We start from the raw sequence: 23,851 nt of genomic DNA, 5'->3' as shown, positions 1-23,851 counted from the left end.
GACGCAAGCGACGGCCCCGACGTGCTGTCTGAGGGCCGCGCCGGAGCCGTCTTTGCCAGTATTTCGGATTGGCCGAGCCGATGCGCGTGCTCGGTCGATCCGATGTACGCAATGAGATCACAACCGCCTCGTGATGGGATGTGCAGTCCGTGCCAACAGCACCGGTTCCATGGTCACGATTGCATCATAATCAATCAACAACCAAAACGCCCACGCGTGTTGCTGTTCCATCGAATGCGTTTCACTTTGCATTTTCCTCGGCGGTGGTGGGCGACTCATGATCCAGCACTGGACTCGCAAAGTGTGTCGGCTAGCACTCGCCGGGGAACGGAGGCCATGATGAAACGCTGCGACCGCAAGCGCTCCGACATGACGCCGTGCGTGATTACCGACGGCGCGGATGCCTATAGCTTCGAGAGCGATCAGGACACCCACCCGATCTGCGTTGGCTGCGGTCGCAGCCCGCAAGTTACAGGCGTGGCGCCACCCGCCGATTGGGCTGAGCAGGTTGCCGACTATCTGAAGGCCGTGCAGATCAGGCAGCGGCGCTGAAGCCTCGCAGCGCGCGGCGCCCATGCAGCAGATCCGACCGGCCTGCCCAATCCACCAGCCCGGCCGAACCGCTCGCAACGGGCCTCGTGTTCGCGCTCGATCAGCCCGATGAGCGCTAGCTGCCATCGTCCCTTGGAGGTCAGTTCCATGACGCATTGATCGTCGTGCGTCATGTCGTCACGGATCAGCCCGTCAACGTGCGTCAATCGACCGCGCTAGAGGCTTCCAATCCGGGAGAAACCACCGTTTCAACGAAAAAGCTCCGGGCCTTTGTTTGGCCCGGAGCTCTCATGTCGCTTGGAGTTAAGCGAGCGATCAGTACCTGGCGACGGCCGGGCCGCCCAGGTTGAACCTGTAGTTCAAGCCCGCCTTGATGGTGTGCTGGTCGTTGCGGAAGCTGCCGATAAAGCCGAGAGAATCGGACACGTTGACGGTGCCGAAGTCATAGTACTGATATTCGAGCTTGCCCGACCAGTTCTGGGTAAACATGTATTCGAGACCGGCACCGACGGTGTAGCCGTCACGGCCGCCGTCGCCGCCGAAGCCGTTCGAGAAGCGCGTGTCAGCCCAGGCATAGCCGCCCTTGACGTAAAGGAGCGCCGGACCCCAAGTGTAGCCGAGGCGGCCGGTTACCGAACCGAGGCCACGATTGGCGAAGCTCGAACTGGTATCCAGAAAACTATAGTTGGCTTCAAGACCCAGCACCCAGCTCGGCGCGAACTGATAATCATAGCCAGCCTGCACGCCGCCCATGAACACACCGTCGTTGCCACCGCCGAAGCCGGGGGCGAGGACGTTGTCGTTGCCACCGAACGCACCACCGACGTGACCACCGATGTAGAACCCGGTCCAGTTGTAGATCGGGGTCGGAGCAACATAGGGCGGAGCCTTGGTGTAGGGCTGCGGCGCGAGATCAGCCGCGGAAGCGGGCGCGACCGCGCCGAGCGCGATCATGCTGGCGGTGACAAGCAGAATTTTCTTCATCTTTTTCATTCCAACTTTCTTGTACTAGCCCAGCCCCAAGTTCATCGCCTATCAGACACGTGCGGAATTGCTGTAACTTGGCTGCAACAGGCGGCGCCAAACGGGGGCTGCTAACGACAAAGGCGAGGGACGCTTGGCGTTAGGCGAGCTTGGAACTTTCGTGACGCGGATTATGCATTGCCGATCACGTCCCGGCGCAACGCGTCGGTGGATAGATGACTATCTTCGCATGGAACTGGGGCGAGCTCGAAGACGACCGAGAGCGAAGCGCGGGCCTGCAGCGCTTGTCGAGCCAAAAGGAAGAGTCACTATCGGGCTTCTGTCCCGTAGCGGAACGAAGTGGGAGGCCCCGACGCATACCAGCCCCGCGCCGCGGTCCGTTTGCGTGCGCGCAACACCCCGCCCGATATCTCTGACAGATTGATCCAGCGATAATGCAGGGCAGCGTCCCGATGATGGGAGTCCTGAACCAGGCTGTGTCAATCACCGGAGAGGATGTCGCAGCAGACTCGTCCGATGAGCCACGAAATAAGGCCAAGGGCGGCGATCACGACTCCAACTATTGGGGCAAACGCCACGTAATGGCGACAGGTCGTCGATTGGGGCGCTACGTAAGCCTTCTCGTTCGCTGGACGGTGCCGTTCTCGTGAAAACGGCGTGCTGTGCGTTCGACCGGAGTAAAGAAATGCGGCCACATTCTCTGCGCTTGCAACGCGAACTCGGCTTCGTCGCTCGCGCTGAACTAGGAGCGCTTTTCGAGCCGCGGCCGCGGCCCTTCGGTGATGCGGAACCGGGACAGCACGTCGGTGCGAATGGCGCCGCGGAGGATCTTGCCGATTCCGTTGCGCGGCAATTCGTCGAGGGCAATCAGCAGGCGCGGACGCTTGTAGTCGGTCATGTTCGGCACCACGCGATTGATGCGCTCCTCCCAGCCTGGTGCGGGATTTTCCACCGCTGCCAGAATGACCTCGCCCCAATAGTCCGAGGGAATGCCGACCACCGCGACTTCCGATGGCTGCAGCGCCGGCGCAAGCAACCGTTCGACCTCTTCCGGCGCTACTTTGTAGCCGCCCGACTTGATGACGTCGGCGCTACGGCCGGTGAGGTGCAGCCGGCCGCGTGCATCGAGATAGCCGAGATCGCCGGTTTCGTGGAATTCATTCGGTGCCAATCGGACGAAACCCTCGGCGGTGCGGTATCCGGCCATCAGATGTTGCGCGCGCATCAGGACTTCGCCGCCATCGCCCATGGCGGCCGGCCGGCCGTCCTCGCCGCGGATGACGATTTCAACACCGGGAGCGGGCCAGCCGACGCAGGCGTCCTCGCCTCCGGATGCATACCAGGACTCGGTCTCCTCGGCTTCAAGCACTGTGATCGGATTGAATACCTCGCTCTTGCCATAGGTCACCCGCACCACGGGGCCGAACATCTCCTTGACGCGCGCGTAGAGCGTGGGCTTCAGCACGGCCGTGCCGCAGAAGATCGTGCGCAGCGACGAGAACTGGCGCGTGCCCGCGGCAGCCACGATCTTTGCCAGCACGGTCGGCGGCGCAAACATCGCATCGCATGCGCCGCGTGCAAGGATATCAAGTACGCGCGGCGGGTCGACGCCGTCGAGCAGTGTCACGGCCGCACCCGACGACAGATAGGCATGCGTCATCAACGAGGAGCCGTGCGAGAATGGCGTCATCAGCAGGACGTTGCTGCCGGCACCCGGGCGGAACGGCAGGTTCGCCCGCAGCAATATGTTGGCCGTCCAGCGGCCGATCTGGCTGTGAACCGCGCCTTTCGGACGTCCGGTGGTACCAGAGGTGAAGACGATACGCGCCGGCGCGTCGCCGTCGACCTGCGGAAAGGCGGCCGGATCCAACGCGGTCCGTTCGATGCTTTCGACCTCGATGATGATCGGACCGCCGGCGGCCTTTTCGGTCGCGAGGGCCGCGCCGGTGATCAACAGACGAACGTTGGAGACCGCGAGGCAGTAAGCGCGTTCGTCGCTGCTCAGCGCAGGGTTGATCGGGACTTCGACGGCGCCCGCCAGCATGACGCCGAAAGTGGCCGCAACGGCGTCGGCGCTGTTGCGGAACAATGTAGCCACGGCATCTGCCGGGCCGATCCCGGCCTGCATCAGGGCATCCGCAACGCCGGCGGCTTTGGCGAACAACTCCGCATAGGACGTCGTGCCGGCGGCGTCGACGACAGCCGGCCTGTTGCCGTAGCGGAGCGCGAGCGTGGAGAATTCGCCGGCCCAATGGATTGATTTCGATAACATGCTCGAGTTCTCCGTCGAGACGATCCGCGCTGCTAGCCCGCGCCATAGACCAGATTGGGCAGCCAGAGCGAAAGCTGTGGGACATAGGTGATGATTGCAAGGCACAGCAGCAGCAGGCCGAGGAACGGCAGAACGCCGCGCACCACTTCGGTGACCGGCGCCGTCGAAATCGTGGCCAGCACGTAGAGGTTCAGTCCGACCGGGGGATGAACCAGCGCGATCTCCATGTTGTGGGTAAAGACGATCGCGAAATGGACGGGATCGATTCCGAGCGGTTTCAGCGCAGGCGCAAGGATCGGCATTACCACCAGCAGCGTGGCGGCGACCTCGAGAAAGCATCCGAGCACGAGCAGCAGCACGTTGATCGCGAGCAGGAATTGCCAGGGATGAAGCTGGTTGTCGAGCGTGAACTTCACCAGCGAGGCCGGGATGCCCGAGTCCGTCATCCAGTGGCCGAATGCCAAAGCGGTCGCGACGATGATCATGATCGTCGCGGCGCTCTTGATTGCCTCGGCGATCACCTCGAGCGTCTGGCTGACCTTAAAGCCGCGATAGAAGAACAGGCTGACGAGAAGAGCCACCGTGGCCGAGACCGCGGCTGCTTCGGTGACGGTCATCAGGCCGCCGTAGATTCCGACCATCACGATGAAAGGTACGCACAGCGCGGGCATGGCATTGAGACTCATCCGCACCAGTTCGGCGCGAGGCACGGACGGTTCGCGCGGCAGCTCGTATTTGTGCGAGTAGTAGAACACCCAGCCGAAGAACATCGCTGCCTGCAGCAGCCCGGGCATGATGCCGGCCAGGAACAGGCGCGGTACCGATTGCTCCGCGATCAGTCCGTAAAGAATCAGCGACAGGCTGGGAGGAATCACGATGCCGATCGTGCCGGAAGCGCCGACCACGCCAAGCGCAAAATGACGCGGATAGCCGCGCTCGATCATCGCCGGCACCAGAATGGTGCCCATGGCGAGCGCGGTCGCAACCGAGGAGCCGCAGATCGCGGCAAACAGGGTGCATGACACCACCGTCACGAGACCGAGTGCGCCCCGCAATCGTCCGAACCAGGCGATCGCGACATCGACCAGCGCTTTGGCGACGCCGCCGCGCCGCATGAATGCGGCGGCCATCACGAACAGGGGCAAGGCCATCAGTGTGCTGGAATTCATTTCATCGGCGATCTTCTGCGCGATCGCCACCAGAGGCTGGTCGCTGAAGCCGAACAGGACCGCCGCGCAGAGACCCAACACCAGAAAGATCGGCATTCCCGCGCAGAGCAGCCCGAAGAACATCAGCAGGAAAAGCATCGTCCACATCGTGTCGGTCTCGTTGTTGCTGGACCTGAAGCGTCCCGATGCGGGACCACGACGGTCAGTTTGCCGATGGCAGATCGGTCATCAAGACGGCTGACGTCGTCGATCGCTCAGTGATCGTGAACGGCGATGACCATGGTGGCGGGATCGAAGCGGAATACGAGCAAATAAAGCTTGATGACGCAGCGCAACAGCATCAGCACGGCGCCGGTCAGGATGGCCGAGTAGTAAATCCACATCGGGAATTCGAGGCCCGTGATGCTGCGCTCGTCGAGGCTGCGGGCGACATCCGCAACCTGGAAGCCGCAATAGGCCAGGCCGCCACAAAACAAGATCGCGACACAGCAGTTGAATGCCTCGACCCATCTTTGCCCTTGCGGCGGCAACAGTCGCAGCACGACGTCGGGCCTGACATGCCCATCGGTCCGGACCAACTGGCTCGACGCCAGAAACACCGCCCAGACCGTCAGATAGACCACTACCTCCTCGCCATTGATGAAGGCGAAGTTCTTGTTCACGTAGCGACCGATGACCTGAGCGGTCCCGACCGTCAGCGCGGCGGCACCAAGAACTCCTATCAACAGGAGTTCAAGCCTGTTCCAGATCTTCATCATGGGTGGCAATCAATGGCCGACGGTCGTTACATCCGCCTGCACCTGCAGCAGCAAGGCGGGCGAAATCCGCAACTCCTTCGCGATGCCGTCCTGCAAAGGCAGCATCTTGGCGCGGACCGCAGCGAGCGCGCTCTCGGACGGCGAAACGAACACGATGCCGTTCTTTTCCAGCGTGTGGCGCGCCTCGGTCTGAGCTTCTTCCATACTCTTGCGGTAGGCCTGGATGTTCTCCTGCCAGAGGTCGACGACCAGCTTCTGGAGATCCGGCGGCAGCTTCTTGTAGAAGCTCTCGCTGATCATCGGCACGTAGAACCCGACGAATTCGCGATCCGCAAATCCATATTTCACGCCGGATTCCCAGAGCTTTGCGCTGGCAAGGCTTTCATCGGTCGAGCTCAGCCCGTCGAACGTGCCTTGCGAGAGCGCCAGCGGAACGTCCGGCCAGGCTGTGACGTTCGGTATTGCATTGAAGAACTTGGCTCGCGCCGATTGTCCGGCACCGCCGGAGTTGCGGATCTTCATGCCGGCCTGATCGGCGAAGTCGCGGATCGCCTTGTTGGTGCTGTAGGTGTTTTGATATCCGAGCTGCAGCCAGGGGCCGAGCAATTTGACATCAAGCTTGCTCTCGAATTGCTTGTTGATGATCTCGCCGATCTTGCCGTCGGCAGCAGCATAGACCACCGGGTAGGGCTGCCCGAAAAATGCCGGCAGCTGGAAGACGTCTGCATCGGGGACGAAGCCGGTCAGCACCCAGGTGCCGGGGATCGCCATCTCGACGGCGCCCTGACGCAGCGCCTTCACCACGTCGCGGTCGCGAAACAACTGGCCGCTGTGGAACAGCTCGGTCGTGATCCGCCCGCCGGATTTTTCCTGCAGCTTCTTCAGGTAGTCGGCGGCAGACAATGTCCGTCCGTGTGTCGCCGACGTGTCCACCGAAGCCCGCAGCTTGAACTGAGGTTCGGCTGCTAGCGCTCCCTGGCTGCACTGAATCGCAAGCACGGCAAGCACGGCCGTCACGGCGCCCCGCATCATCGAGTTTCTCCCCTTGGCCGTCGTGTTCTGTCCGCGACGGGTCACGGAAGCTAACGGGCAGGCTAGGTTGATTCAAGTGGAACGTTTCATTGCATAGGTGTGTCAGTAGCGGCGCGTCGTTTGGAGCTCTGATGGATCGTTCGATCGACAGAGTAAATTACTGTTATTATTCATATTTATTGCATGTCGAGAACGGTGGCTCATCTCAAGCATAGCTGATCTGCCCTATTTTGCATGAAACGTTTCATTGACAAGGCGACCTCCGCGCGCCTAGCGTCCCGGCGCCGAGCGATACGCGCGGCCCCGGAGCGGAACGCTTCGGGTTTCCACGCAACAAGTGGACGGCGCATGAGCCGCAACAAATTACGGGGGGAGTGATGAGCACTACGCGGAGAAATCTGCTGTTGTCCGGCATCGCCATCGGCGCTGCTCTGGCCAGTTCGAATGTTTCGGTGATGGCGGCGGGACAGGAATTGACGCTCGGCGTCGTCGGCGTTCTGTCGGGTCCCGCTGCGCAATGGGGTCTCGCGCTGCGCGGCGCGGTCGAGCTCGTCGCTGCCGAGGCCAACCGGGACGGCCTGATCAAGGTCGACGGGACGCCATGCAAGGTCAATGTCGTTGCCATCGACAGCAAGTACACGGCCGAAGGCGCCGCCGCTGCAGCCAACACGCTGGCAGGGCAGGGCGTTAAATTCATCATCGGCCCGATCGGCTCGCCCGAGCTCACCGGCGTGAAGCCGATCGCCAAACGCAATTCGATGCTGGTGATGGGCAACGGCTACGCCAAGGATGCGCTATCGCCGCAGTTGCCACTGGTGTTCCACATGGGGCCGGGTCCTTCGGGCTGGGCCGAGCCGATCATCAAGATCGCCAAGCAGAAGTTCGGCATGAAGAGCGTGGTGCTGGTCGCGCCGAACGACCAGGGTGGCACGGATATCGCGAGCGTCGACGCCGACGCATACAAGAGAACCGGCATCACCGCTTCCGAAGAATATTATCAGCGTGGCACCACCAATTTCGCGCCGATCGTGACCCGGATCATGAACGCGAAGCCCGACGCCGTCGATCTCGCTTCATCGCCCCCTGGCGACGCCGGCATCATCGTGAAGCAATTGCGTCAGGCTGGCTTTGAGGGACCGATCGGACGTCTCGGCGGTCCGGGATACACCGAAATCTCCCGCGTCGCCGGTGGCGACGAGGTGCTGAAGGACTTCTATTGGTACGAGCCGGTTCTCATCGACGAGAAAGTGCAAATGATCGCCGACGAGTACAAGAAGCTGCTCGGTGCCGAGCGGCCGGAAAACAATCTGTTCTTTCAGTGGGTCTCCGCCGCCCGCATGGTAACCAAAGCCATCGCCAAGGCCGGTACCATCTCGGACACGGCCAAGGTTGCCGAGGCCCTGCGATCGTTGCCGGTTGAGGATCCCAATATCGGTCCCGGTCACTGGATCGGGCAGGATTTCTTCGGCATCAACCAGGAACTGTCGTTCCCGTTCGGTGTCGGACTCGTGGAAAAAGGCAAGCTGCAACCGACCATCAGGGTCGAAGCGGCCGGCGGCAAGTAGCGGGTACTCCGTGCAAGGTTTTGTCGCCACCTGCCTCATCGGCATCAGCCTGGGTGCGCAGTACGCGCTGCTCGCCCTCGGCTTCACCCTGATCTTCGGCATTCTGGGAGTCGTCAATTTCGCGCATGGCGGCTTCTACGTTCTCGGAGGATATCTCGCCTATTCCGCGGTGACCTATCTTGGCATGCCCTACGCGCTGGCGGTGATCTGCGCGGCGCTGGGCACCACGCTGCTCGGATTCCTGTTCGAACGCTTCGTGCTGGATCGCGTGATCGACGATCATCTGGCGACGCTGATGCTGACGCTCGGCCTCTATTTGATGATGTCGAGCGGCATATTGGTGGTGTTCGGACCGCAATCTCCGGCCTTCGCCTTTCCATTGACCGGTGTCATTCACGGCCATGGCTTCTTTGTGCCGATCGAGAATCTCGTGGTGCTGGGCGTCTGCATCGTCGGGATCCTGTCGATCTACGGCCTGATCTATTACACCGATTTCGGCCGCGCGCTGCGAGCGCTGGCCGATGACCGCGCGGTGGCGACAGCGCAGGGACTGCGTCCCGCGATTCTGTTCCCGGCTGCCTTCGCCCTGGCGACGGGGCTCGCCGGCCTCACCGGCGCGCTGGTCACACCGATCCTGTCGCTCGCGCCGCATATCGGCGATCCTGTGCTGGCGACGTCCTTCCTGATCGTCATTCTCGGCGGTCTCGGTAGCGTCGGTGGTGCGACAGTCGCGGCTTTCATCGTCGGCATGGCGGAGGCGTTCTCTGCGGTCTATCTCGGTGGCTCGAAGGGCGCACTCGCGCTGTTCGTGCTCGTCCTGGTCATGCTGGTCGTCAAGCCATCGGGTCTTTTCGGTCACCGGGTTCGGGGAGCTTGAGCACATGACAGCCCGCACCCTTTCCAAGCGCGGCGACCTGGCCGAGGCAGCAAGCGTCGTGGTCATCGCGGCCGCTTTCGTAGTTCCCTGGCTCAGCCAGAACCCGATGGTCTATTCGCTGGCCAACCAGATGCTGATCGCGATTACGGCCGCGTTCAGCGTCTACATCATGCTGCGCATGAATCTGATGACCTTCGCGGTGCCGACCTTCATGGCGATCGGCGGTTACACCGTCGCGATCCTGGGGCTTCGTCACGGCGTGACCGATGTGCTGCTGCTGGGGCTTGCGAGCTTCGTGGTGCCGGCGCTGTTTGCGCTGCCGCTCGGCGCGCTGGTGCTCCGTCTGACCGGCGTCTATTTCGTGCTGGTCACGTTCGTCCTCACCGAGATCACGCAACTGTTGCTGTTTGAAACGCCGGGGTGGACCGGCGGGTCCAATGGACTGGTCGGCATGCCGGCCGTGACGCTGTTCGGGCTGGAGCTCGCCGACAACCGCGCGGTGCTGCAGGTCACGATCGGGCTGGCGCTCGCCGGCGCTATCGTCACCGCTGCGGTGACCCGCACGCTGCGCCAGCATTTCGCGGCGATCGAGGAGAACGAACTGCTCGCCCAGAGTCTTGGTCTCGTCGTCTGGCACTACAAGGCGTTCGGCTTCGCCTTCGCCGCGGGCGTATCCGGGCTCGCCGGCTTCGCCCTCGTCAACATGCTGCTCACGGCCCATCCGACCTCGTTCAGCGCGCTGTCATCGGTCAACTACATTGCCTATGCGATCATCGGTGGGAAGAGCAGCATGCTTGGCCCGGTTGTCGGTGGCGCCCTGCTGATCTGGGCGGGAGACGTCTTCGCATTGCGCGGGGAGTATTCCCAGTTCCTGTTCGGCTTCCTGATCGTGGTGGTGGTGCTGGTCGCGCGCGAGGGCGTCGTCGGGACGATCCATCGCCTCGGCGTCCGCGTGTTTTCGCCACCGTCGCCGTCGCGGTCTTCCGCCGTCGCCTCGTCGCCGACGCTGAGTGTGCCCAATGCGATGGAGCCCCTGCAATGACGGCTGAACGCACCGGACGGACCGACGGCGGCGCGCTGCTCGAGGTCGCAGCCATCTCCAAGCGTTTCGGCGGGCTGCATGTCTTCGACAATGTCAGCTTCGCCATCCCGCCAGGCGACGTCCTTGGCGTCATAGGGCCGAACGGCGCCGGCAAGACAACGCTCATCAACGTCATTTGCGGCATGCTGCCGCCGACCATCGGCCGGGTGCGGCTCGACGGCAAGGATATGACCGGCAAGCCGCTGCATGCCGTCAGTCGCATGGGAATTATCCGCAGCTTCCAACAGACCAACACCTTCCGTACGGCATCGGTCCGCGAGAACATTTCGAGGGCCCTTCGCTTCAGCGGCAGTGGGCCCGGATGGGACAGCGTCGCGCCGCTGATCGACGAGTTCGAGCTCGAACCGCAGCTCGACGAGCAGAGCGACAAGCTGCCGTACGGGCTCCAGAAGATGCTGGGCCTTATTCTGGCTTGCGCCGCCCGGCCGAAAGTCCTCCTGCTCGACGAGCCGGCGGCCGGTCTCGAGCGGCGGGAGCGCCTGCGGGTCGATGCTTTCGTGCGCCACGTGAGGACGGAGCTCGGTTGCGGGGTCCTGATCGTCGAGCATGACATGGATCTCGTGCGCCGCCTCTGTCCAAGAATACTGGTGCTCGATTCCGGTCGTGTCCTGGCCGAGGGCGCTCCGGCCGACGTCCTGGCACGCAAGGATGTCATTGACGCCTATCTCGGGACAGTGGACGAGGAGGCGGCCTGATGCTGGCGGTGAAAGACCTCGAAGTCCGCTACGGCGGCATCACGGCAATCAGCGGCGTCTCGATCGACGTCGCCGAGGGCGAGACGGTGCTGCTGATCGGCGCCAATGGTGCCGGCAAGTCGAGCCTGATCAACGCCATCATCGGTCTGGTCCAGGCCTCGCATGGCAGCGTGCGCTTCGCGGGCCGTGATCTCAGTGCCGTATCCTGCGATGGGCGCGCGCGGGCCGGAATTGGGTATTCGCCCGAAGGGCGCCGCGTGTTCCCGACCATGTCGGTCGCTGACAACGTCCTGAGCGGCGCCTGCTGGCACGGCGGAGCGAGCCAGCGCCAAGCCTGGGCCTGGCTTTGTGGCATCTTTCCGATCCTGAAGGAGCGCGCCAGCCAGCCGGCCGGACAATTGTCGGGGGGACAACAGCAGATCGTCGCCTTGGCGCGCGCCATGAGTTCGTTTCCCAAGCTGCTGCTGCTGGATGAACCCTTCCTCGGGCTCGCGCCGGTGTGGATCGCGCAGATCAGCGAGGCGATCCGTCATATGCAACAGCGCGGCACGACCATTCTCATGACCGAGCAGATGGCGCGTCCGGCGCTCAAGCTTGCCACACGCGGCTACGTGATGCGCGGTGGCGAGGTCAGGCGGAGCGGCACCGTCGCCGAAATTCGCGACGTTGCGCTTGCCGAGGAGTATTTGTGATGTCCGCTACTTTGAACGCCACTGCGCTGCTCGGGACCTTCGCCGCAACGACGTCGGCGAGCGAACTGTCCCCGGATGTCGCCACGAAGGCAGCCATTTGCCTGCTGGACTCGCTGGGGCTCGCGCTCGCGGCGCGACACGAGCCGACGGCCGCGGCCGCGCGCGCGATGTCCGCGGAGGTGCTGCCTGGACCGCGCACCGCGCGCATCTGGGCGAGCGGCAAACATGCCGCGCTGTCCGAGGCGGTTCTCGCCAACGGCATTGCCGTTCACGCCCATTTTCAGGACGACACCGACCACGATTCATGGACGCACCCGGGATCCCTGATTGCGCCGGTCGCGGTGTCGCTTGGTGAAACGCTGGATGCGCCGCTGCGCACCGTATTGACCGCTCTCACGGTCGGCTATTCCACGCTCAAATGGCTTGGTGCGGGTGAAGTCGTTGCCCGCGGCCTGATCGGCAGGGGCGTGCGGACCAGCCCGACCTTCGGCACGATCGGTGCTGCGGCGGCGGCCGCAGCCGCACTTGGGCTCGATCCACCGAGGTCCACCAGCGCGGTTGCAATCGCGGCCTGCACGACCGGCGGCACGCTGGAGCCGGTGCGCTGCGGCTCCGATGAATGGCGCGTACAGAACGGGCGCGCCGCCCAGGGCGGGCTGGTGGCCGCGGAGCTTGCGGCGCGCGGCGTCCAGGGGGCGCCCGATGCGCTGGAAGGACCGAAGGGATTGTTGCGCTCGCTTGCCGGCCTCGATCGCACGCCAGAACAATGGCAGCGAGGCCCCGATGTCGCGACGATGATCGGCATCATGGCAAAGCCGTTCGCAACCCTGGGCGACAACATGTCGGCGGTGCTGGCGGCGCATATGCTTCACCGCGACGGCATCGATCTGTCGCAGGTGAAGCGGATCACCGTGACGATCTGGGAGCCCTATACGCAATATCCGGGAACGTCATTCAAGGGACCGTTCACGCGGACGGTGCAGACCCAGGCCAGCACCGCCTTTGCGGTCGCCGCCATGCTGCGCTACGGCCGCCTCGACTACGAGATGGGCGTCGAGCACCGCCAGGACCGGGAGATCATGGCACTCGTCGGAAAGACGATCGTCGAGCCGGACGCTGTCGGCACCCATCTCGACGCGACCGTCGAGTTGGAGATGGAAAATGGTGCGCGTCTTCGCCGGACCGCGCGCGAGGCGCCCAAGGTTCTGGTGTTCCAGGACGAAGCCCGCGCCACCGAGGTTTTCGATAGCCGCCTGGCCGGCACCGGAATTCCGGCCGGCGAAGGCGCCAGCCTTGCGGCCGAGGTTTTCGCCTCGGCACGTAGTGGCGGATCGATGCCTGTGCGCAGGCTGCTCGACCGCCTGACCCGATCTCAAAGGGATGCGATCAAATGAAACTTGGACTTGAAGGCAAGACTGCGATCGTCACCGGCGGCAGCAAGGGCATTGGTCTCGAGACCGTACGCTTGCTGGCGGAGGAGGGTGTCAAGGTTCTGGTCTGCGCGCGCCGCGAGGACGCGCTGGCCGAATGTCGTTCTGACGTCGAGCGGAGCACCGGCGTCAAGGTCGAAACGCTGTCGCTTGATGTGACGGATCTGAAGCAGATCGAGCGGCTGCCGGCGGTCGCCCGCGACCGTCTCGGCCGCGTCGACATTCTGGTCAACAATGCCGGCACGGGCACCTACAAGCCGTTCCTCGAAGTCACCGACGAGGAACTGCAATACGGCATGGCGATCAATTTCTTCGCTCAGTTCCGTATCTGTCAGCGCATCATCCCGATCATGATCGAGCAGAACGGCGGCGGCATCGTCAACGTGTCGGGCGAAACCGGGATCATGGTGACGATGCCGCCGTTCCTGTCGTCATGCACCGGTCCGGCCAAGTCGGCCGAAATCCGCTTCTCCAAGATTCTCGCCAACGAATTCGGGCCGCACAACATTCGCGTCAACTGCGTCGTTCCCGGTTTCGTCAATACTCCGGAACGTTTTGCAAAATGGGAGCGTGAGCTCGCCAAGCGCAATCTGGGCGAAGAGGAGGCGGAAGCCGAACGCAAGCGCTGGTCGAAAAATAACTCGATGCGCAACACGCGCTGGGGCACGCCGGAGGAACTCGCCAATTTGATCGTCTTCGCGCTGTCCGACCGCGCGAGCTTCGTCAACGGCGCGGTGCTGGTTGCCGACAATGCGCAGGACAAGTCGTGAAAGCGACGCCGCTCGACATGATGAATCGATTGATGACAACAGGGACGTCGGCGGCCCTTGCGGCAGCCGGGAGGATTTGATGGACGTTGACAAGCCGCTCGCTGGTATCACCGTGATTGAACTCGGACACAGCGTGGCCGCCCCCTATGCCGGATTGATTCTGGCCGATCTCGGCGCCCGTGTGATCAAGGTCGAAAATCCCAAGAGCGGCGATTATGCGCGTGGCTGGGGGCCGCCGTTCTGGAACGGAACGGCAAGTGTGTTCCATAGTCTCAATCGCGGCAAGGAAGGCATCACCGTCGATTTCGGCGCGGCGGAGGATTGCGAGAGGCTGAAGTCGCTGATCCTGAACGAGGCCGATGCCGTCATCCAGAATCTGCGGCCCGGCATTCTGGACAAGTTTGGTCTCACCGCGGATGCGCTCAGCGCCGCGAAGCCATCGCTGATCTGGTGCGACATCGGCGCGTTCGGCGCCAAGGGGCCGCTCGCCAGCAAGCCCGGCTACGATCCGCTCGCCCAGGCCAGCACCGGCATCATGAGCGTTACCGGCGAGGGCGGCCGGCCGCCGGTGCGTGTCGGCGTCTCGCTGGTCGACATGGGCTCCGGCATGTGGGCAGTGATCGGCATGCTCGCTGCGTTGGTGGCGCGCAACAAGGGCGGTCAGGGTCGCAGCGTTGCGACCTCGCTTTACGAGACCGGGCTCGCGTGGATGACCGTTCCGCTGGCCGGCTATGCGGCGTCAGGTGAGGTGCGCAAGCCCTATGGATCGGGCACCGCGGAAATCGCGCCCTATCAGGCATTCGAGGCGTCCGACGGATGGCTGATGATTGCCGCCGGCAACGACAATCTGTTCCGCAAGCTGTGCGTGGCGTTGAGCCTCGAGGCGCTTGCGCATGATCCCGACTTCGCGACCAACGCGGCAAGGGTCGTCAACCGCGAACGACTGATCCCCCAAATCGCGGCCGCGGTGCGTAAGTATACGGCCGATGCGCTTGGCTTCATTCTCGACGGCGCCGGGGTTCCCAATGCACCGCTGCTGACCACCGATCAGGTTGCGGAGCATCCGCAAACCCGCGCCCTCGACATGATGGTGCGATGTGCTGGCGACGATATCGATCTTGTCGGCGTTCCGCTTGCCTTCGACGGTATGCGACCGCGCGCACGCACCGCTGCGCCGGCGCTCGGCCAGCACAATGCCATTCTTCGAAAGCCTGCGAGCAAGGGAGCCATCAATGCGAACTGATTTCCAGACCATCAAGGTCGAACGGCGTGATGGCGATATCCTGCTGGTGACCTTGCACCGGCCGGAAGCGTCGAATGCGATGAACACCCAGATGGGCCTCGATCTGGTGGAGCTGTTCGAGGGCTTCTCGACCGACATCGAGGGGTTGCGCGCGGTGATCCTGACCGGACACGGCGACAAGGCGTTCTGCGCCGGGGGCGATCTGAAGCAGCGCAACGGCATGACGGACGAGGCCTGGCAGGCGCAGCATCTGGTCTTCGAGCGCATGCTGCGCGCTCTGCTGGGCTGTCCGATTCCCGTGATCGGCGCGATCAATGGTGCGGCCTATGGCGGCGGCTGCGAGATCGCCGCGGCGCTCGACTTCGTCTACGCCTCGACCAATGCGCGCTTCGCGCTGACCGAAGTGACGCTCGGCATCATGCCGGGTGGCGGCGGCACGCAGAATCTGCCGCGCGCCGTCGGCGAGCGCCGCGCCAAGGAATTGATCCTGTCCGGGCAGCCGTTCTCGGCTGCCGAGGCCGAGCAGTGGGGGCTGGTCAATCGGGTGCTGCCGCCAGGGGAGTTGCTGGAGGCGACCTTCGCCATCGCCCATCGCATCGCTGCCAATGGCCCGATCTCGGTGCGCCAGGCCAAGCAGGCGATCCATCGCGGTTTGCAGATGTCGCTCGCCGATGGCCTCGCCTTCGAGATCGAGGCCTACAACCGTCTGGTCCCGACCGCGGACCGGCGCGAAGGGGTGCTGGCGTTCAATGAGCGCCGCAAACCCAACTTTCAAGGCAAGTAGGAGGAGGCGCGAAATGCGTGAGAAAGCTCATGTTCGCGAGGTCGGACCCCGCGACGGCATTCAGATGGTCAAAACCATCCTGCCGAGCGCGCGCAAGCTGGCCTGGTGTCGTGGCGCGGTGGAGGCCGGAATCCGCGGGATCGAGGTGACCTCATTCGTGCCGGCCAAGGTGATCCCGCAATTTGCCGACGCGGAGGAGGTGGCCGGCGGCGCGCTGACAATGCCGGGCTTGCGGCCCTCGGTTCTGGTTCCGAATCTGAAGGGGGCCGAGCGTGCCTTCGCGCTCGGTGTGCCAATCGTCAACTACGTGCTGTCGGCGAGCGAGGAGCACAACCAGGCCAATGTTCGCCGCAGCACAGAAGAGTCGCTGCAGGACTTCGCGCGCATCGCCGCGGCGCGCGATCAGCGCCCCGGGGCACGAATCGAACTTGGTGCGGGCATCGCGACCGCATTCGGCTGCACCATCTCGGGGACGGTATCGGAGGCACGAGTGGTCGAGATCGCGGTGCGACTCGCCGGGATGGGCGCCGACGAGATCATCGTCGCCGATACGGTCGGCTATGGCGATCCGGGTCAGGTCCGCCGCCTGATGGGCGCGGTGATCGCAGCGGTGCGTCCACTGCCGGTCGCCTGCCACTTCCACGACACGCGCGGTCTCGGTCTCGCCAATGTGACGGCGGCACTGGATGCGGGTGTACGCGCCTTCGACGCATCCCTCGCCGGACTCGGCGGCTGTCCGTTCGCACCCGGCGCCACCGGCAACATCGACACCGAGGATACCGTCTTCCTGCTCGAGCAACTCGGTTTCGATACCGGCGCCGATGTCGAGCGGCTGGTTGCCTTGCGACGCGAGGTCGAGAGCTGGCTGCCCGGCGAACGGTTCTCCGGCGCGATCGCCCGCGCCGGCCTGCCCAAAACGTTCCGCGTGTCGGCCAGCGCCGCCGCCTGAAAGGATATGACATGAACTATCACGACGCCGCCCAAACCGCCGACATGGAGGTCACCGTCACGTTGGGCGAGGATTTCTCCGACCTGCGCAACACGGTGCGGCAGATCTGCAAGGGCTTTCCGGGCGAATACTGGCGCAAACTCGACGATCAAAGCGCCTATCCGACCGAATTCGTCGCGGCGTTGACGGAGGCGGGATTCCTCGGCGCGCTGATCCCGGAGGAATATGGCGGTTCGGGCCTGCCGCTGCGTGCGGCGGCAGTGATCCTCGAAGAGATCAATGCGAACGGCTGCAGCGCCAGTCCCGCGCATGCCCAGATGTACATCATGGGTACGTTGCTTCGTCACGGCAACGAGACCCAGAAGCGGACCTACCTGCCGGAAATCGCGGCGGGACGGCTGCGGCTGCAGGCCTTTGGCGTAACCGAGCCCAATACCGGCTCCGATACCACCCAGCTCAAGACCCGCGCCGAGCGTCAGGGGGACGTCTATGTCGTCAACGGCCAGAAGGTCTGGACGTCGCGGGCGCTGCACTCCGACCTGATGCTGCTGCTGGCGCGCACCAGTCCGGTCGATCAGGTGAAGCGGCGCACCGACGGACTTTCGGTGTTCCTCGTCGACTTGCGTGAGGCCAAGGGCAACGGCGTCGAAATCCGCCCGATCAAGGCGATGGTCAATCACAATACGACAGAGGTGTTCATCGAGAACCTGAAAGTGCCGGTCGCCAATCTCATCGGGGAGGAAGGCAAGGGCTTTCGCTACATCCTCGACGGCATGAACGCCGAACGAATCCTGGTCGCCTCCGAATGTGTGGGCGACGGACGCTGGCTTCTCGGCAAGGGCGTCGCCTATGCCAATGAGCGGCGCGTCTTCGGACGATCGATCGGCCAGAATCAAGGCATCCAGTTTCCGCTGGCGCGCGCCTACGCCGAACTCGAAGCCGCCGACATGATGTGCCGCCGCGCCGCCGCGCTGTTCCAGGCCGGGCAGCCCTGCGGAGCAGACGCCAACATCGCCAAGCTGCTGGCGTCGGAGGCCACCTGGAAGGCTGCCGATACGACATTCCAGACCCATGGCGGCTTCGCCTTTGCGCAGGAATACGACGTCGAGCGCAAGTGGCGTGAGGTCCGTCTTTACCAGACAGCCCCGATCTCGACCAACATGGTGCTGGCCTTTGTGGCGCAGCACGTGCTCGGTCTTCCGCGTTCCTACTGAGGAGACGACCCATGCTGGATATCACGCGTCAGACGGCCAATTTTGTAGCCGGCCTCAAGCTGTCCGATCTGTCCGGCCGCTGCCGCGAGGCGGCGCGGACCGGCATCATCGACTGCGTCGGCGTCATGATCGCTGGCGCCGCCGAGCAGCCGGTGCGGATCGTGTCGGCGATGGTGGCCGCGTCCACGCAGAACGACGGCGCGCCCGAGGTTCCGTCGGGCCGCAATCTCGCGGCGCCGGATGCTGCGCTCGTCAACGGCGTCGCGGCGCATGTGCTCGACTATGACGACGTGGCGCTGGCCGGACATCCGAGCACGGTGCTGGTGCCGGCCATCCTGGCCGAAGGCTGGTCGCTCGACTCCAGCGGTGCCGACGCGCTCGCCGCCTATGCCGCGGGCTACGAAGTCTGGGCGCAGGTCATTGCGCTGGAGCCCGGTCACCTCCATGAGCGCGGCTTTCACCCGACGGCCGTGATGGGCGCGCTCGCCACCGCGGCCGCCTGTGCGCGGCTGCGCAATCTCGACTCCACGAAGACCGCGCATGCCATCGCGATCGCCGCCTCGCTCGCCTCCGGACTGGTCGCCAATTTCGGCACCATGACCAAATCGCTGCATGCCGGCCGCACCGCTCAATCCGGCGTGCTTGCCGCGCGCCTCGCCGATCAGGGATTTACCGCATCGCTGGACGTGCTCGAGCACCAAACCGGCTTCCTGCGCGCCCATTCGCCATCGGGCACGCCGGATATCGAAAACGGGACGATCGATATAGGCCGCAACTGGCGGCTGGCCGATCTCGGCATCAATGTGAAGCGCTATCCGACCTGCTATGCGACCCATCGTTCGATCGACGCGATGATTGGCCTGGTGAATGCGCACAAGCTCAAACCCGACGACGTGAAGGAAATTCGGGTCCACACCGGCGTCACCCAAAGGCTGATGTTGCGCAACACCAATCCGCAGACCGGTCTCGAGGCCAAGTTCAGCATGGAATTCGCGATGACCGCCGCGCTGATCGCCGGCCGTGTCGGGCTGTCCGAGCTCACCGATGAGTTCGTCTCGCGGCCCGACGTCGGCGCTACCTTCGCCAAGGTCCGCTGCACGACGACGGACGAGATCATGCCGGGCGACCAGCCGTTCGCGCCGGCCGACCGCGTCAGCGTCGTGTTGACGTCGGGCGAAGTGCTTGAGCACGCGCCGGTGGTTCATGCCAAGGGCAGCTGGCAGCGCCCGCTTTTGCGCGACGAACTGCAGGATAAGTTCATGGACTGCGCGACCCGGGTGTTCAAGCAAGGCCAGGCCGCAGCACTGTTCGAGCAGCTCTGGAATATCGAGGACCTCGGGTCGATCCGTTCGCTGCGCCTGACCAACGATCGGGGCGACGCATGAGCGCGGCAATGCCTGGGAAGAGATCGACGCCGCGGATCTGGCACCAGTCGGTCAACGAGCTCGATCATCTCGAAGTCTACAAGCGCGCGCTCGAGGCCCATGCGGCGGAAATCCTTGGCGACGACGCCGAGGTCGTCGTCCACGGGCTTCCGTCCGGATCATACGCCGGCGCTTCGGCCACTGCGGTGCTCGGCAATGCATTCGCCTATCACCGCATTCTCAGCCGGGTGATCGACAATGCGATCGCGGCCGAGCGGCAGGGTTATGATGCCTTCGTGATCGGCTCGTTCAGCGAGCCGTTTCTGCGCGAGATCCGCTCCGCGGTGGATATTCCCGTCGCCTCGCTGACCGAGAGTGGTCTTCTGGTCGGCTGCTCGCTCGGCAGCTATGTGGCGTTGATCTCCAATGCGCCGGCGGTGCAGTGGATGACGAAGGTGGCGGTCGACAAGCACAAGCTCGCCGCGCGTGTGCTGGAGGTCGCGGCGATGGATCCGCCGCTCGACGAGCCGCAGCTGGCGCGTGCTTACGCCGACCCGGCTCCGGTCATCGCAAATTTCACCGCCGCGGCCGAGCGCCTGGTGGCGCGCGGCGCTGACGTCATCATTCCGGCGGAAGGCGTGCTGGCGGAACTCTTGGTTCGTCACGGCGTCCACCGCATCGCCGGTGCTCCTGTGATGGACGTGTTTGCCGTCACCTGGGCCTACGCGCTGATGCAGATCAGGCTCTGGTCGAAGGCGCAACTTGGCGTGGGCCGGAGCTGGCACCACAGGCGCGACGATGCAGCGATCGTTGCAAGATTTTGGCAAGGGGACGCACAATGAGCACTTCACCCTCAACGCAAGTCGCGGGAGTCTATCACCGCAGGCTTGGCGACGCGCTGGTCACCGGCCTCAGCGACGGTTACGTCGACATGGGATACACGATCTTTCGCAATATCCCCGAGGAGGAAACCAAGGCCATTCTGGCGCGCGATCATCGCACCTCGCCGCCGCGCATCTCGGTCAACGCCTTTGCCGTGCGCATGGACAACCGGACCTACCTGATCGACTGCGGATCAGCGGATCTGATGGGGCCGACCTGCGGTCGCCTGCCGGCAAATCTCGCTGCCGCCGGCATCGATCCGGCCTCGGTCGACGCGGTGCTGCTGACCCATGTCCATCCCGACCATTCCAACGGGCTGACAGATGCCGCAACCGGAACGCGGCTGTTTCCCAATGCGGAAGTCATCGTCCATGAGAACGAGATCAATCACTGGTTCAACGACGAGGCGATGGCCAAGGCGGCCGAGCGGCCCCGGCGCCGCTATTTCGAGGCCGGCCGCACCCAGCTGAAGCCCTATATGGCTGCCGATCGCGTCAAGACATTCCGGAAGGGCGAGGTGCTCCCGGGCGTCACGGCGATCCCGATCCACGGTCATACCCCCGGCCACGCCGCCTATGTCGTATCGCGCGGCCGCGAATCAATGGTGGTTTGGGGAGACACGGTCCATGTGCCGGAGATCCAGGTTGCACGTCCGGAAGTGACAATGGAATTCGACACCGACCCCGAGGCGGCCGCGGCCGCTCGTCAGATGATGTTCGACATGGTGGTCACTGACGACATGCTGGTCGGCGGCATGCATCTGCATTTCCCCGGGTTCGGACATATGCGGCGCGAGGCAGGCCGATACAGCCTGGTGGCGGAGCAGTGGGCGTTCGAAGTATGAGCCGCAATATCGTCGAAGCCGACGCCATCTGATCGTTCCGGAACAAGGACGGGAGGCCAGGCCGTTTGGATCACGGTGGAGAAATGCACAAATCATTTGCCTTCGGCCGGCGGATAGCACCTGCGGCCGAATTGGCTTCCGCGTATTGTGCAGGGGATTGAGGTCTCAGCCCCGGTGATGGTGATGGCAGAACAGCAAACGGCAGGTCGCGGAAGCAAATTGACGATCCGCGACGTGGCGACCGCAGCGGGCGTTTCGACCGGCACGGTGTCGCGGGTGCTCAATGCCAATGCCACCGTCCATCCCGACATCCGCCGGAAGGTCCAGCGCGCAATCGATGATCTGGGCTATACGCCGAACGCGGTGGCGCAGAGCATGCGCATCCGGTCGACCCACACGATCGGCTGCATCTTGCGTGAGATCAACATTCCGCAACTGGCGGGCTTCGTCAAAGCCGCGCACGACGTGCTGGACGAGGTCGGCTTCTCGCTGCTCATATCCAACTCGGAAGGCCGCAAGGAGCGTGAGCGAGAGCTGCTCAGCCGGCTGTCGCGGCGGCAGGCCGACGGCGTGATGATGGGGCCGTACACGCCGATCGCCGGTGAGTTCGAGGCCTTCCTGCGCGATCTCGATATTCCGATCGTGCTGATCGATCGTGATCAGCCGGATTGGACTGATGCCGTTATGGCCGATCACGCCGAAGGGATGCGCGTCGCGGTCAGTCATTTGCTCGATCTTGGTCATCGGCGCGTGGCGCTGATCACCGGCGACGCCGGGCTCTATCCGGCGCGCGAACGCGTTCGCGGCTATCAGGAGGCTTTTGCCGCGCGAAATCTCGAGCCCGATCCCTCGCTCGTTCACGCCGGGAGCTTCCTGCCCGGCGCTGGATTTCGTATCACCTCGGCATTGCTCGGCCAGCGCAACCCTCCGACCGCGATCATTTCCGGCGGCATCGACATGCTGTCTGGCGTGCTGCGCGCGGTGCGCGGGCGAGGCCTGCGGATACCTGAGGACGTGTCGCTGATCGCGTCAGGCCATTCCGAGCTCGCCGAGCTCGTCTCGCCGGCCGTCGCCATCATCGGCTGGGATCAGGCGGAGGTCGGCCGAATTGCGGCTGGCATGCTGCTCGATCGCATCCGAAACGACGGTCCGCACGAGCCGCGGCGCGTGCTCGTGCCCAACGAGTTCATCCCGCGCGCGTCGCTGGGGCCCCCAAGACGTACCTGAAGACTTGCCGTCCATGGCACGAACGGACGGCCATAGCATGCAAGGAGACAGTTCCATGAGTGGTGAAATGATCAACGGCAAAGAAGACGAGCGGCCGATGCTGTTCAAGCCACTCACGATTCGAGGCCTTACGCTGAAGAACCGCCTCGTCGTGCCGCCGATGGTCCATTACAGCTGCGAACCGGGAAATACCTGCGGAGCGTTTCATCTCGTACACCTTGGTCGCTATGCGCTCGGTGGATTTGGGCTCGTCTTCGTCGAAGTGACGGCGGTGGAGGAAGTCGGACTCACCAACGAAAACGATCTCGGCATCTGGAATGACGAGCAGGCCGAGAGCTTCAAGCCGCTGGTCGCCTTCATGAAGCGTCAGGGGACGGCGATCGGCATTCAGATCGGCCATGGCGGCCGCAAGTCGTCGGCACAGTCCGCCATGCAAGGCATGGGGCCGCTGACCGAAGAGAATCTGAAAGCCGGCGCCAGGATCTGGCAACCGGTAGGCCCGACCGCCGAACCGGTCGCCAAGGGCTGGCTGACACCACGGCAATTGACCACCGCCGAGTGCAAGGCCATGGTCGGCACCTGGGCAGCCGCTGCAAGGCGGGCGGTTGCCGCCGGCTTCGACACCATCGAGATCCACACCGCGCACGGCTATCTGCTGGCCTCGTTCCTGTCGCCGGTCTCCAACACACGTAATGACGAGTATGGCGGCGACCGCGCCGGGCGCATGCGTCTGCCGCTCGAGATCGTCGAGGCGGTGCGCCGCGAAATGCCGGCGGACATGCCGCTGTTCGTGCGCGTCTCGTCCGTCGACGGCACTGTCGAGGGCTGGAACATGGATGATACGGTCGCCTTCGCGCGCGAGCTGAAGGCGCGCGGCGTCGACGTCGTCGACTGTTCCTCCGGCGGAATCTCCGGCGCGGCTACGGCAGCGCAAGTGCCGCGCAGCCTCGGCTTCCAGGTTCCTTTCGCCGAGCGCGTGCGCAAGGAGGCGGATGTCACCACCATGGCCGTCGGCATCATTCTCGAGGCGCAGCAGGCCGAGGCCATCCTTCAGAAAGGCCAAGCCGACCTCATTGCCGTCGGGCGGCAATCGCAGTTCAATCCCAACATCGCCCACCACTGGGCGCACGATCTCGGCATCAACAGCCGTTTCGAAGATTGGTCGCCCGAGTTCGGCTGGTGGCTCGAGAAGCGGATCAAGACTCTCCAGGGCTTTGCCACGCCGACGGGTGTCGTTACGCGTCACTCCTGACCGGCGTCACACACATCGCTCGCAGCCGGTGAACGGAACGCCGTCCACGGCATCGCTGCTATCTTTGAGGATCCGCGGTGCCGCGCGACGGGTATCGCAGCGCGGGTCCAGCAGCGCGTTTCAGGTTCGCTGCTGAACCTGCGCCGAGTAGATATCGGCGAAGCGGTCGCACAACAGGTTCTTCTGCACCCTCC

At 64.0% G+C, this 23,851-nt stretch carries 22 protein-coding genes; 17 read left to right on the top strand and 5 right to left on the bottom strand.

The window, feature by feature from the left end:
* Positions 1–336 precede the first annotated feature (336 nt).
* Positions 337–552 carry a hypothetical protein gene (locus ACVI1L_RS06450; RefSeq protein ID WP_253606941.1) on the top strand — a complete coding sequence of 72 codons (216 nt, stop codon included), beginning with the start codon at positions 337–339 and terminating at the stop codon, positions 550–552.
* Between the two features lie 315 nt (positions 553–867).
* Here the strand turns inward: ACVI1L_RS06450 and ACVI1L_RS06445 are convergent, their stop codons facing one another.
* The 5 genes from ACVI1L_RS06445 to dctP all read right to left on the bottom strand — a co-directional run bounded on the left by ACVI1L_RS06445 (position 868) and on the right by dctP (position 6,767).
* Positions 868–1,536, bottom strand: a complete 669-nt coding sequence (locus tag ACVI1L_RS06445) for an outer membrane protein (protein WP_057017476.1) — start codon at positions 1,534–1,536, stop codon at positions 868–870.
* Between the two features lie 742 nt (positions 1,537–2,278).
* Positions 2,279–3,808 carry a class I adenylate-forming enzyme family protein gene (locus ACVI1L_RS06440; protein ID WP_229188888.1) on the bottom strand — a complete coding sequence of 510 codons (1,530 nt, stop codon included), beginning with the start codon at positions 3,806–3,808 and terminating at the stop codon, positions 2,279–2,281.
* Between the two features lie 32 nt (positions 3,809–3,840).
* Positions 3,841–5,124, bottom strand: a complete 1,284-nt coding sequence (locus tag ACVI1L_RS06435; RefSeq protein WP_083714973.1) for a TRAP transporter large permease — start codon at positions 5,122–5,124, stop codon at positions 3,841–3,843.
* Positions 5,125–5,231: 107 nt separating this feature from the next.
* Positions 5,232–5,735: a TRAP transporter small permease gene (locus ACVI1L_RS06430; protein WP_456782538.1), complete on the bottom strand. Its 504-nt coding sequence runs from the start codon at positions 5,733–5,735 to the stop codon at positions 5,232–5,234.
* Between the two features lie 9 nt (positions 5,736–5,744).
* Positions 5,745–6,767, bottom strand: a complete 1,023-nt coding sequence (dctP, locus tag ACVI1L_RS06425; RefSeq protein ID WP_456782537.1) for a TRAP transporter substrate-binding protein DctP — start codon at positions 6,765–6,767, stop codon at positions 5,745–5,747.
* Positions 6,768–7,144: 377 nt separating this feature from the next.
* Between dctP and ACVI1L_RS06420 the strand changes: the two genes are divergently transcribed.
* From ACVI1L_RS06420 to ACVI1L_RS06345, 16 genes are all read left to right on the top strand, one after another.
* Positions 7,145–8,332, top strand: coding sequence for an ABC transporter substrate-binding protein (locus ACVI1L_RS06420; protein WP_141340816.1), 1,188 nt, complete (start codon positions 7,145–7,147; stop codon positions 8,330–8,332).
* 10 nt (positions 8,333–8,342) lie between these two features.
* Positions 8,343–9,209 carry a branched-chain amino acid ABC transporter permease gene (locus ACVI1L_RS06415; RefSeq protein WP_028333424.1) on the top strand — a complete coding sequence of 289 codons (867 nt, stop codon included), beginning with the start codon at positions 8,343–8,345 and terminating at the stop codon, positions 9,207–9,209.
* A gap of 4 nt (positions 9,210–9,213) precedes the next feature.
* Positions 9,214–10,251, top strand: coding sequence for a branched-chain amino acid ABC transporter permease (locus ACVI1L_RS06410; protein WP_456782536.1), 1,038 nt, complete (start codon positions 9,214–9,216; stop codon positions 10,249–10,251).
* Positions 10,248–11,006 carry an ABC transporter ATP-binding protein gene (locus tag ACVI1L_RS06405; RefSeq protein WP_076826880.1) on the top strand — a complete coding sequence of 253 codons (759 nt, stop codon included), beginning with the start codon at positions 10,248–10,250 and terminating at the stop codon, positions 11,004–11,006. The genes ACVI1L_RS06410 and ACVI1L_RS06405 overlap by 4 nt, the downstream gene beginning before the upstream one ends.
* A complete protein-coding gene (locus tag ACVI1L_RS06400; protein ID WP_050387518.1) occupies positions 11,006–11,698 on the top strand; it encodes an ABC transporter ATP-binding protein in 693 nt (230 codons plus the stop codon). Before ACVI1L_RS06405 ends, ACVI1L_RS06400 begins: the two co-directional genes overlap by 1 nt.
* A complete protein-coding gene (locus ACVI1L_RS06395; RefSeq protein ID WP_076826882.1) occupies positions 11,698–13,092 on the top strand; it encodes an MmgE/PrpD family protein in 1,395 nt (464 codons plus the stop codon). The genes ACVI1L_RS06400 and ACVI1L_RS06395 overlap by 1 nt, the downstream gene beginning before the upstream one ends.
* The gene (locus ACVI1L_RS06390; RefSeq protein ID WP_456782535.1) at positions 13,089–13,898 is read left to right on the top strand and encodes an SDR family NAD(P)-dependent oxidoreductase; all 810 of its coding nucleotides are present in this window, start codon (positions 13,089–13,091) and stop codon (positions 13,896–13,898) included. Before ACVI1L_RS06395 ends, ACVI1L_RS06390 begins: the two co-directional genes overlap by 4 nt.
* 79 nt (positions 13,899–13,977) lie before the next feature.
* Positions 13,978–15,141, top strand: coding sequence for a CaiB/BaiF CoA transferase family protein (locus ACVI1L_RS06385; protein ID WP_316393890.1), 1,164 nt, complete (start codon positions 13,978–13,980; stop codon positions 15,139–15,141).
* Positions 15,131–15,925, top strand: a complete 795-nt coding sequence (locus ACVI1L_RS06380) for an enoyl-CoA hydratase/isomerase family protein (protein ID WP_057017381.1) — start codon at positions 15,131–15,133, stop codon at positions 15,923–15,925. The genes ACVI1L_RS06385 and ACVI1L_RS06380 overlap by 11 nt, the downstream gene beginning before the upstream one ends.
* Positions 15,926–15,938: 13 nt before the next feature.
* On the top strand, positions 15,939–16,874 hold the full coding sequence (locus tag ACVI1L_RS06375; RefSeq protein ID WP_456782534.1) for a hydroxymethylglutaryl-CoA lyase: 936 nt from the start codon (positions 15,939–15,941) through the stop codon (positions 16,872–16,874).
* An 11-nt stretch (positions 16,875–16,885) separates the two neighbouring features.
* The gene (locus tag ACVI1L_RS06370) at positions 16,886–18,088 is read left to right on the top strand and encodes an acyl-CoA dehydrogenase family protein (protein ID WP_057017383.1); all 1,203 of its coding nucleotides are present in this window, start codon (positions 16,886–16,888) and stop codon (positions 18,086–18,088) included.
* 11 nt (positions 18,089–18,099) lie between these two features.
* Positions 18,100–19,473: an MmgE/PrpD family protein gene (locus ACVI1L_RS06365; RefSeq protein ID WP_229188879.1), complete on the top strand. Its 1,374-nt coding sequence runs from the start codon at positions 18,100–18,102 to the stop codon at positions 19,471–19,473.
* A gap of 8 nt (positions 19,474–19,481) precedes the next feature.
* Entirely contained in the window at positions 19,482–20,294 is an 813-nt protein-coding gene (locus ACVI1L_RS06360) for an aspartate/glutamate racemase family protein (protein ID WP_253638761.1), read from the top strand.
* Positions 20,291–21,178 (top strand): MBL fold metallo-hydrolase, encoded by an 888-nt coding sequence (locus ACVI1L_RS06355; protein ID WP_057017385.1) that lies wholly within the window; start codon positions 20,291–20,293, stop codon positions 21,176–21,178. The genes ACVI1L_RS06360 and ACVI1L_RS06355 overlap by 4 nt, the downstream gene beginning before the upstream one ends.
* A gap of 219 nt (positions 21,179–21,397) precedes the next feature.
* On the top strand, positions 21,398–22,405 hold the full coding sequence (locus tag ACVI1L_RS06350; protein ID WP_233475241.1) for a LacI family DNA-binding transcriptional regulator: 1,008 nt from the start codon (positions 21,398–21,400) through the stop codon (positions 22,403–22,405).
* On the top strand, positions 22,287–23,657 hold the full coding sequence (locus ACVI1L_RS06345) for an NADH:flavin oxidoreductase/NADH oxidase (RefSeq protein WP_244558771.1): 1,371 nt from the start codon (positions 22,287–22,289) through the stop codon (positions 23,655–23,657). The genes ACVI1L_RS06350 and ACVI1L_RS06345 overlap by 119 nt, the downstream gene beginning before the upstream one ends.
* Positions 23,658–23,851 lie beyond the last annotated feature (194 nt).

The sequence above is a fragment of the Bradyrhizobium sp. USDA 4516 genome, from assembly GCF_054055915.1.
The sequence above is the reverse complement of the archived record's forward strand: the minus strand, read 5'-3'. Positions and strand labels throughout refer to the sequence as shown.

Excerpts from the sequence above, each read along its gene's own strand:
- ACVI1L_RS06385 (WP_316393890.1), top strand. The coding sequence starts at position 13,978 with ATGGACGTTGACAAGCCGCTCGCTGGTATCACCGTGATTGAACTCGGA.
- ACVI1L_RS06375 (WP_456782534.1), top strand. The coding sequence starts at position 15,939 with ATGCGTGAGAAAGCTCATGTTCGCGAGGTCGGACCCCGCGACGGCATT.
- ACVI1L_RS06395 (WP_076826882.1), top strand. The coding sequence starts at position 11,698 with ATGTCCGCTACTTTGAACGCCACTGCGCTGCTCGGGACCTTCGCCGCA.
- ACVI1L_RS06420 (WP_141340816.1), top strand. The coding sequence starts at position 7,145 with ATGAGCACTACGCGGAGAAATCTGCTGTTGTCCGGCATCGCCATCGGC.
- ACVI1L_RS06430 (WP_456782538.1), bottom strand. The coding sequence starts at position 5,735 with ATGATGAAGATCTGGAACAGGCTTGAACTCCTGTTGATAGGAGTTCTT.
- ACVI1L_RS06370 (WP_057017383.1), top strand. The coding sequence starts at position 16,886 with ATGAACTATCACGACGCCGCCCAAACCGCCGACATGGAGGTCACCGTC.
- ACVI1L_RS06380 (WP_057017381.1), top strand. The coding sequence starts at position 15,131 with ATGCGAACTGATTTCCAGACCATCAAGGTCGAACGGCGTGATGGCGAT.
- dctP (WP_456782537.1), bottom strand. The coding sequence starts at position 6,767 with ATGATGCGGGGCGCCGTGACGGCCGTGCTTGCCGTGCTTGCGATTCAG.
- ACVI1L_RS06440 (WP_229188888.1), bottom strand. The coding sequence starts at position 3,808 with ATGTTATCGAAATCAATCCATTGGGCCGGCGAATTCTCCACGCTCGCG.
- ACVI1L_RS06365 (WP_229188879.1), top strand. The coding sequence starts at position 18,100 with ATGCTGGATATCACGCGTCAGACGGCCAATTTTGTAGCCGGCCTCAAG.
- ACVI1L_RS06410 (WP_456782536.1), top strand. The coding sequence starts at position 9,214 with ATGACAGCCCGCACCCTTTCCAAGCGCGGCGACCTGGCCGAGGCAGCA.
- ACVI1L_RS06450 (WP_253606941.1), top strand. The coding sequence starts at position 337 with ATGATGAAACGCTGCGACCGCAAGCGCTCCGACATGACGCCGTGCGTG.
- ACVI1L_RS06355 (WP_057017385.1), top strand. The coding sequence starts at position 20,291 with ATGAGCACTTCACCCTCAACGCAAGTCGCGGGAGTCTATCACCGCAGG.
- ACVI1L_RS06435 (WP_083714973.1), bottom strand. The coding sequence starts at position 5,124 with ATGTGGACGATGCTTTTCCTGCTGATGTTCTTCGGGCTGCTCTGCGCG.
- ACVI1L_RS06445 (WP_057017476.1), bottom strand. The coding sequence starts at position 1,536 with ATGAAGAAAATTCTGCTTGTCACCGCCAGCATGATCGCGCTCGGCGCG.
- ACVI1L_RS06390 (WP_456782535.1), top strand. The coding sequence starts at position 13,089 with ATGAAACTTGGACTTGAAGGCAAGACTGCGATCGTCACCGGCGGCAGC.
- ACVI1L_RS06405 (WP_076826880.1), top strand. The coding sequence starts at position 10,248 with ATGACGGCTGAACGCACCGGACGGACCGACGGCGGCGCGCTGCTCGAG.
- ACVI1L_RS06400 (WP_050387518.1), top strand. The coding sequence starts at position 11,006 with ATGCTGGCGGTGAAAGACCTCGAAGTCCGCTACGGCGGCATCACGGCA.
- ACVI1L_RS06360 (WP_253638761.1), top strand. The coding sequence starts at position 19,482 with ATGCCTGGGAAGAGATCGACGCCGCGGATCTGGCACCAGTCGGTCAAC.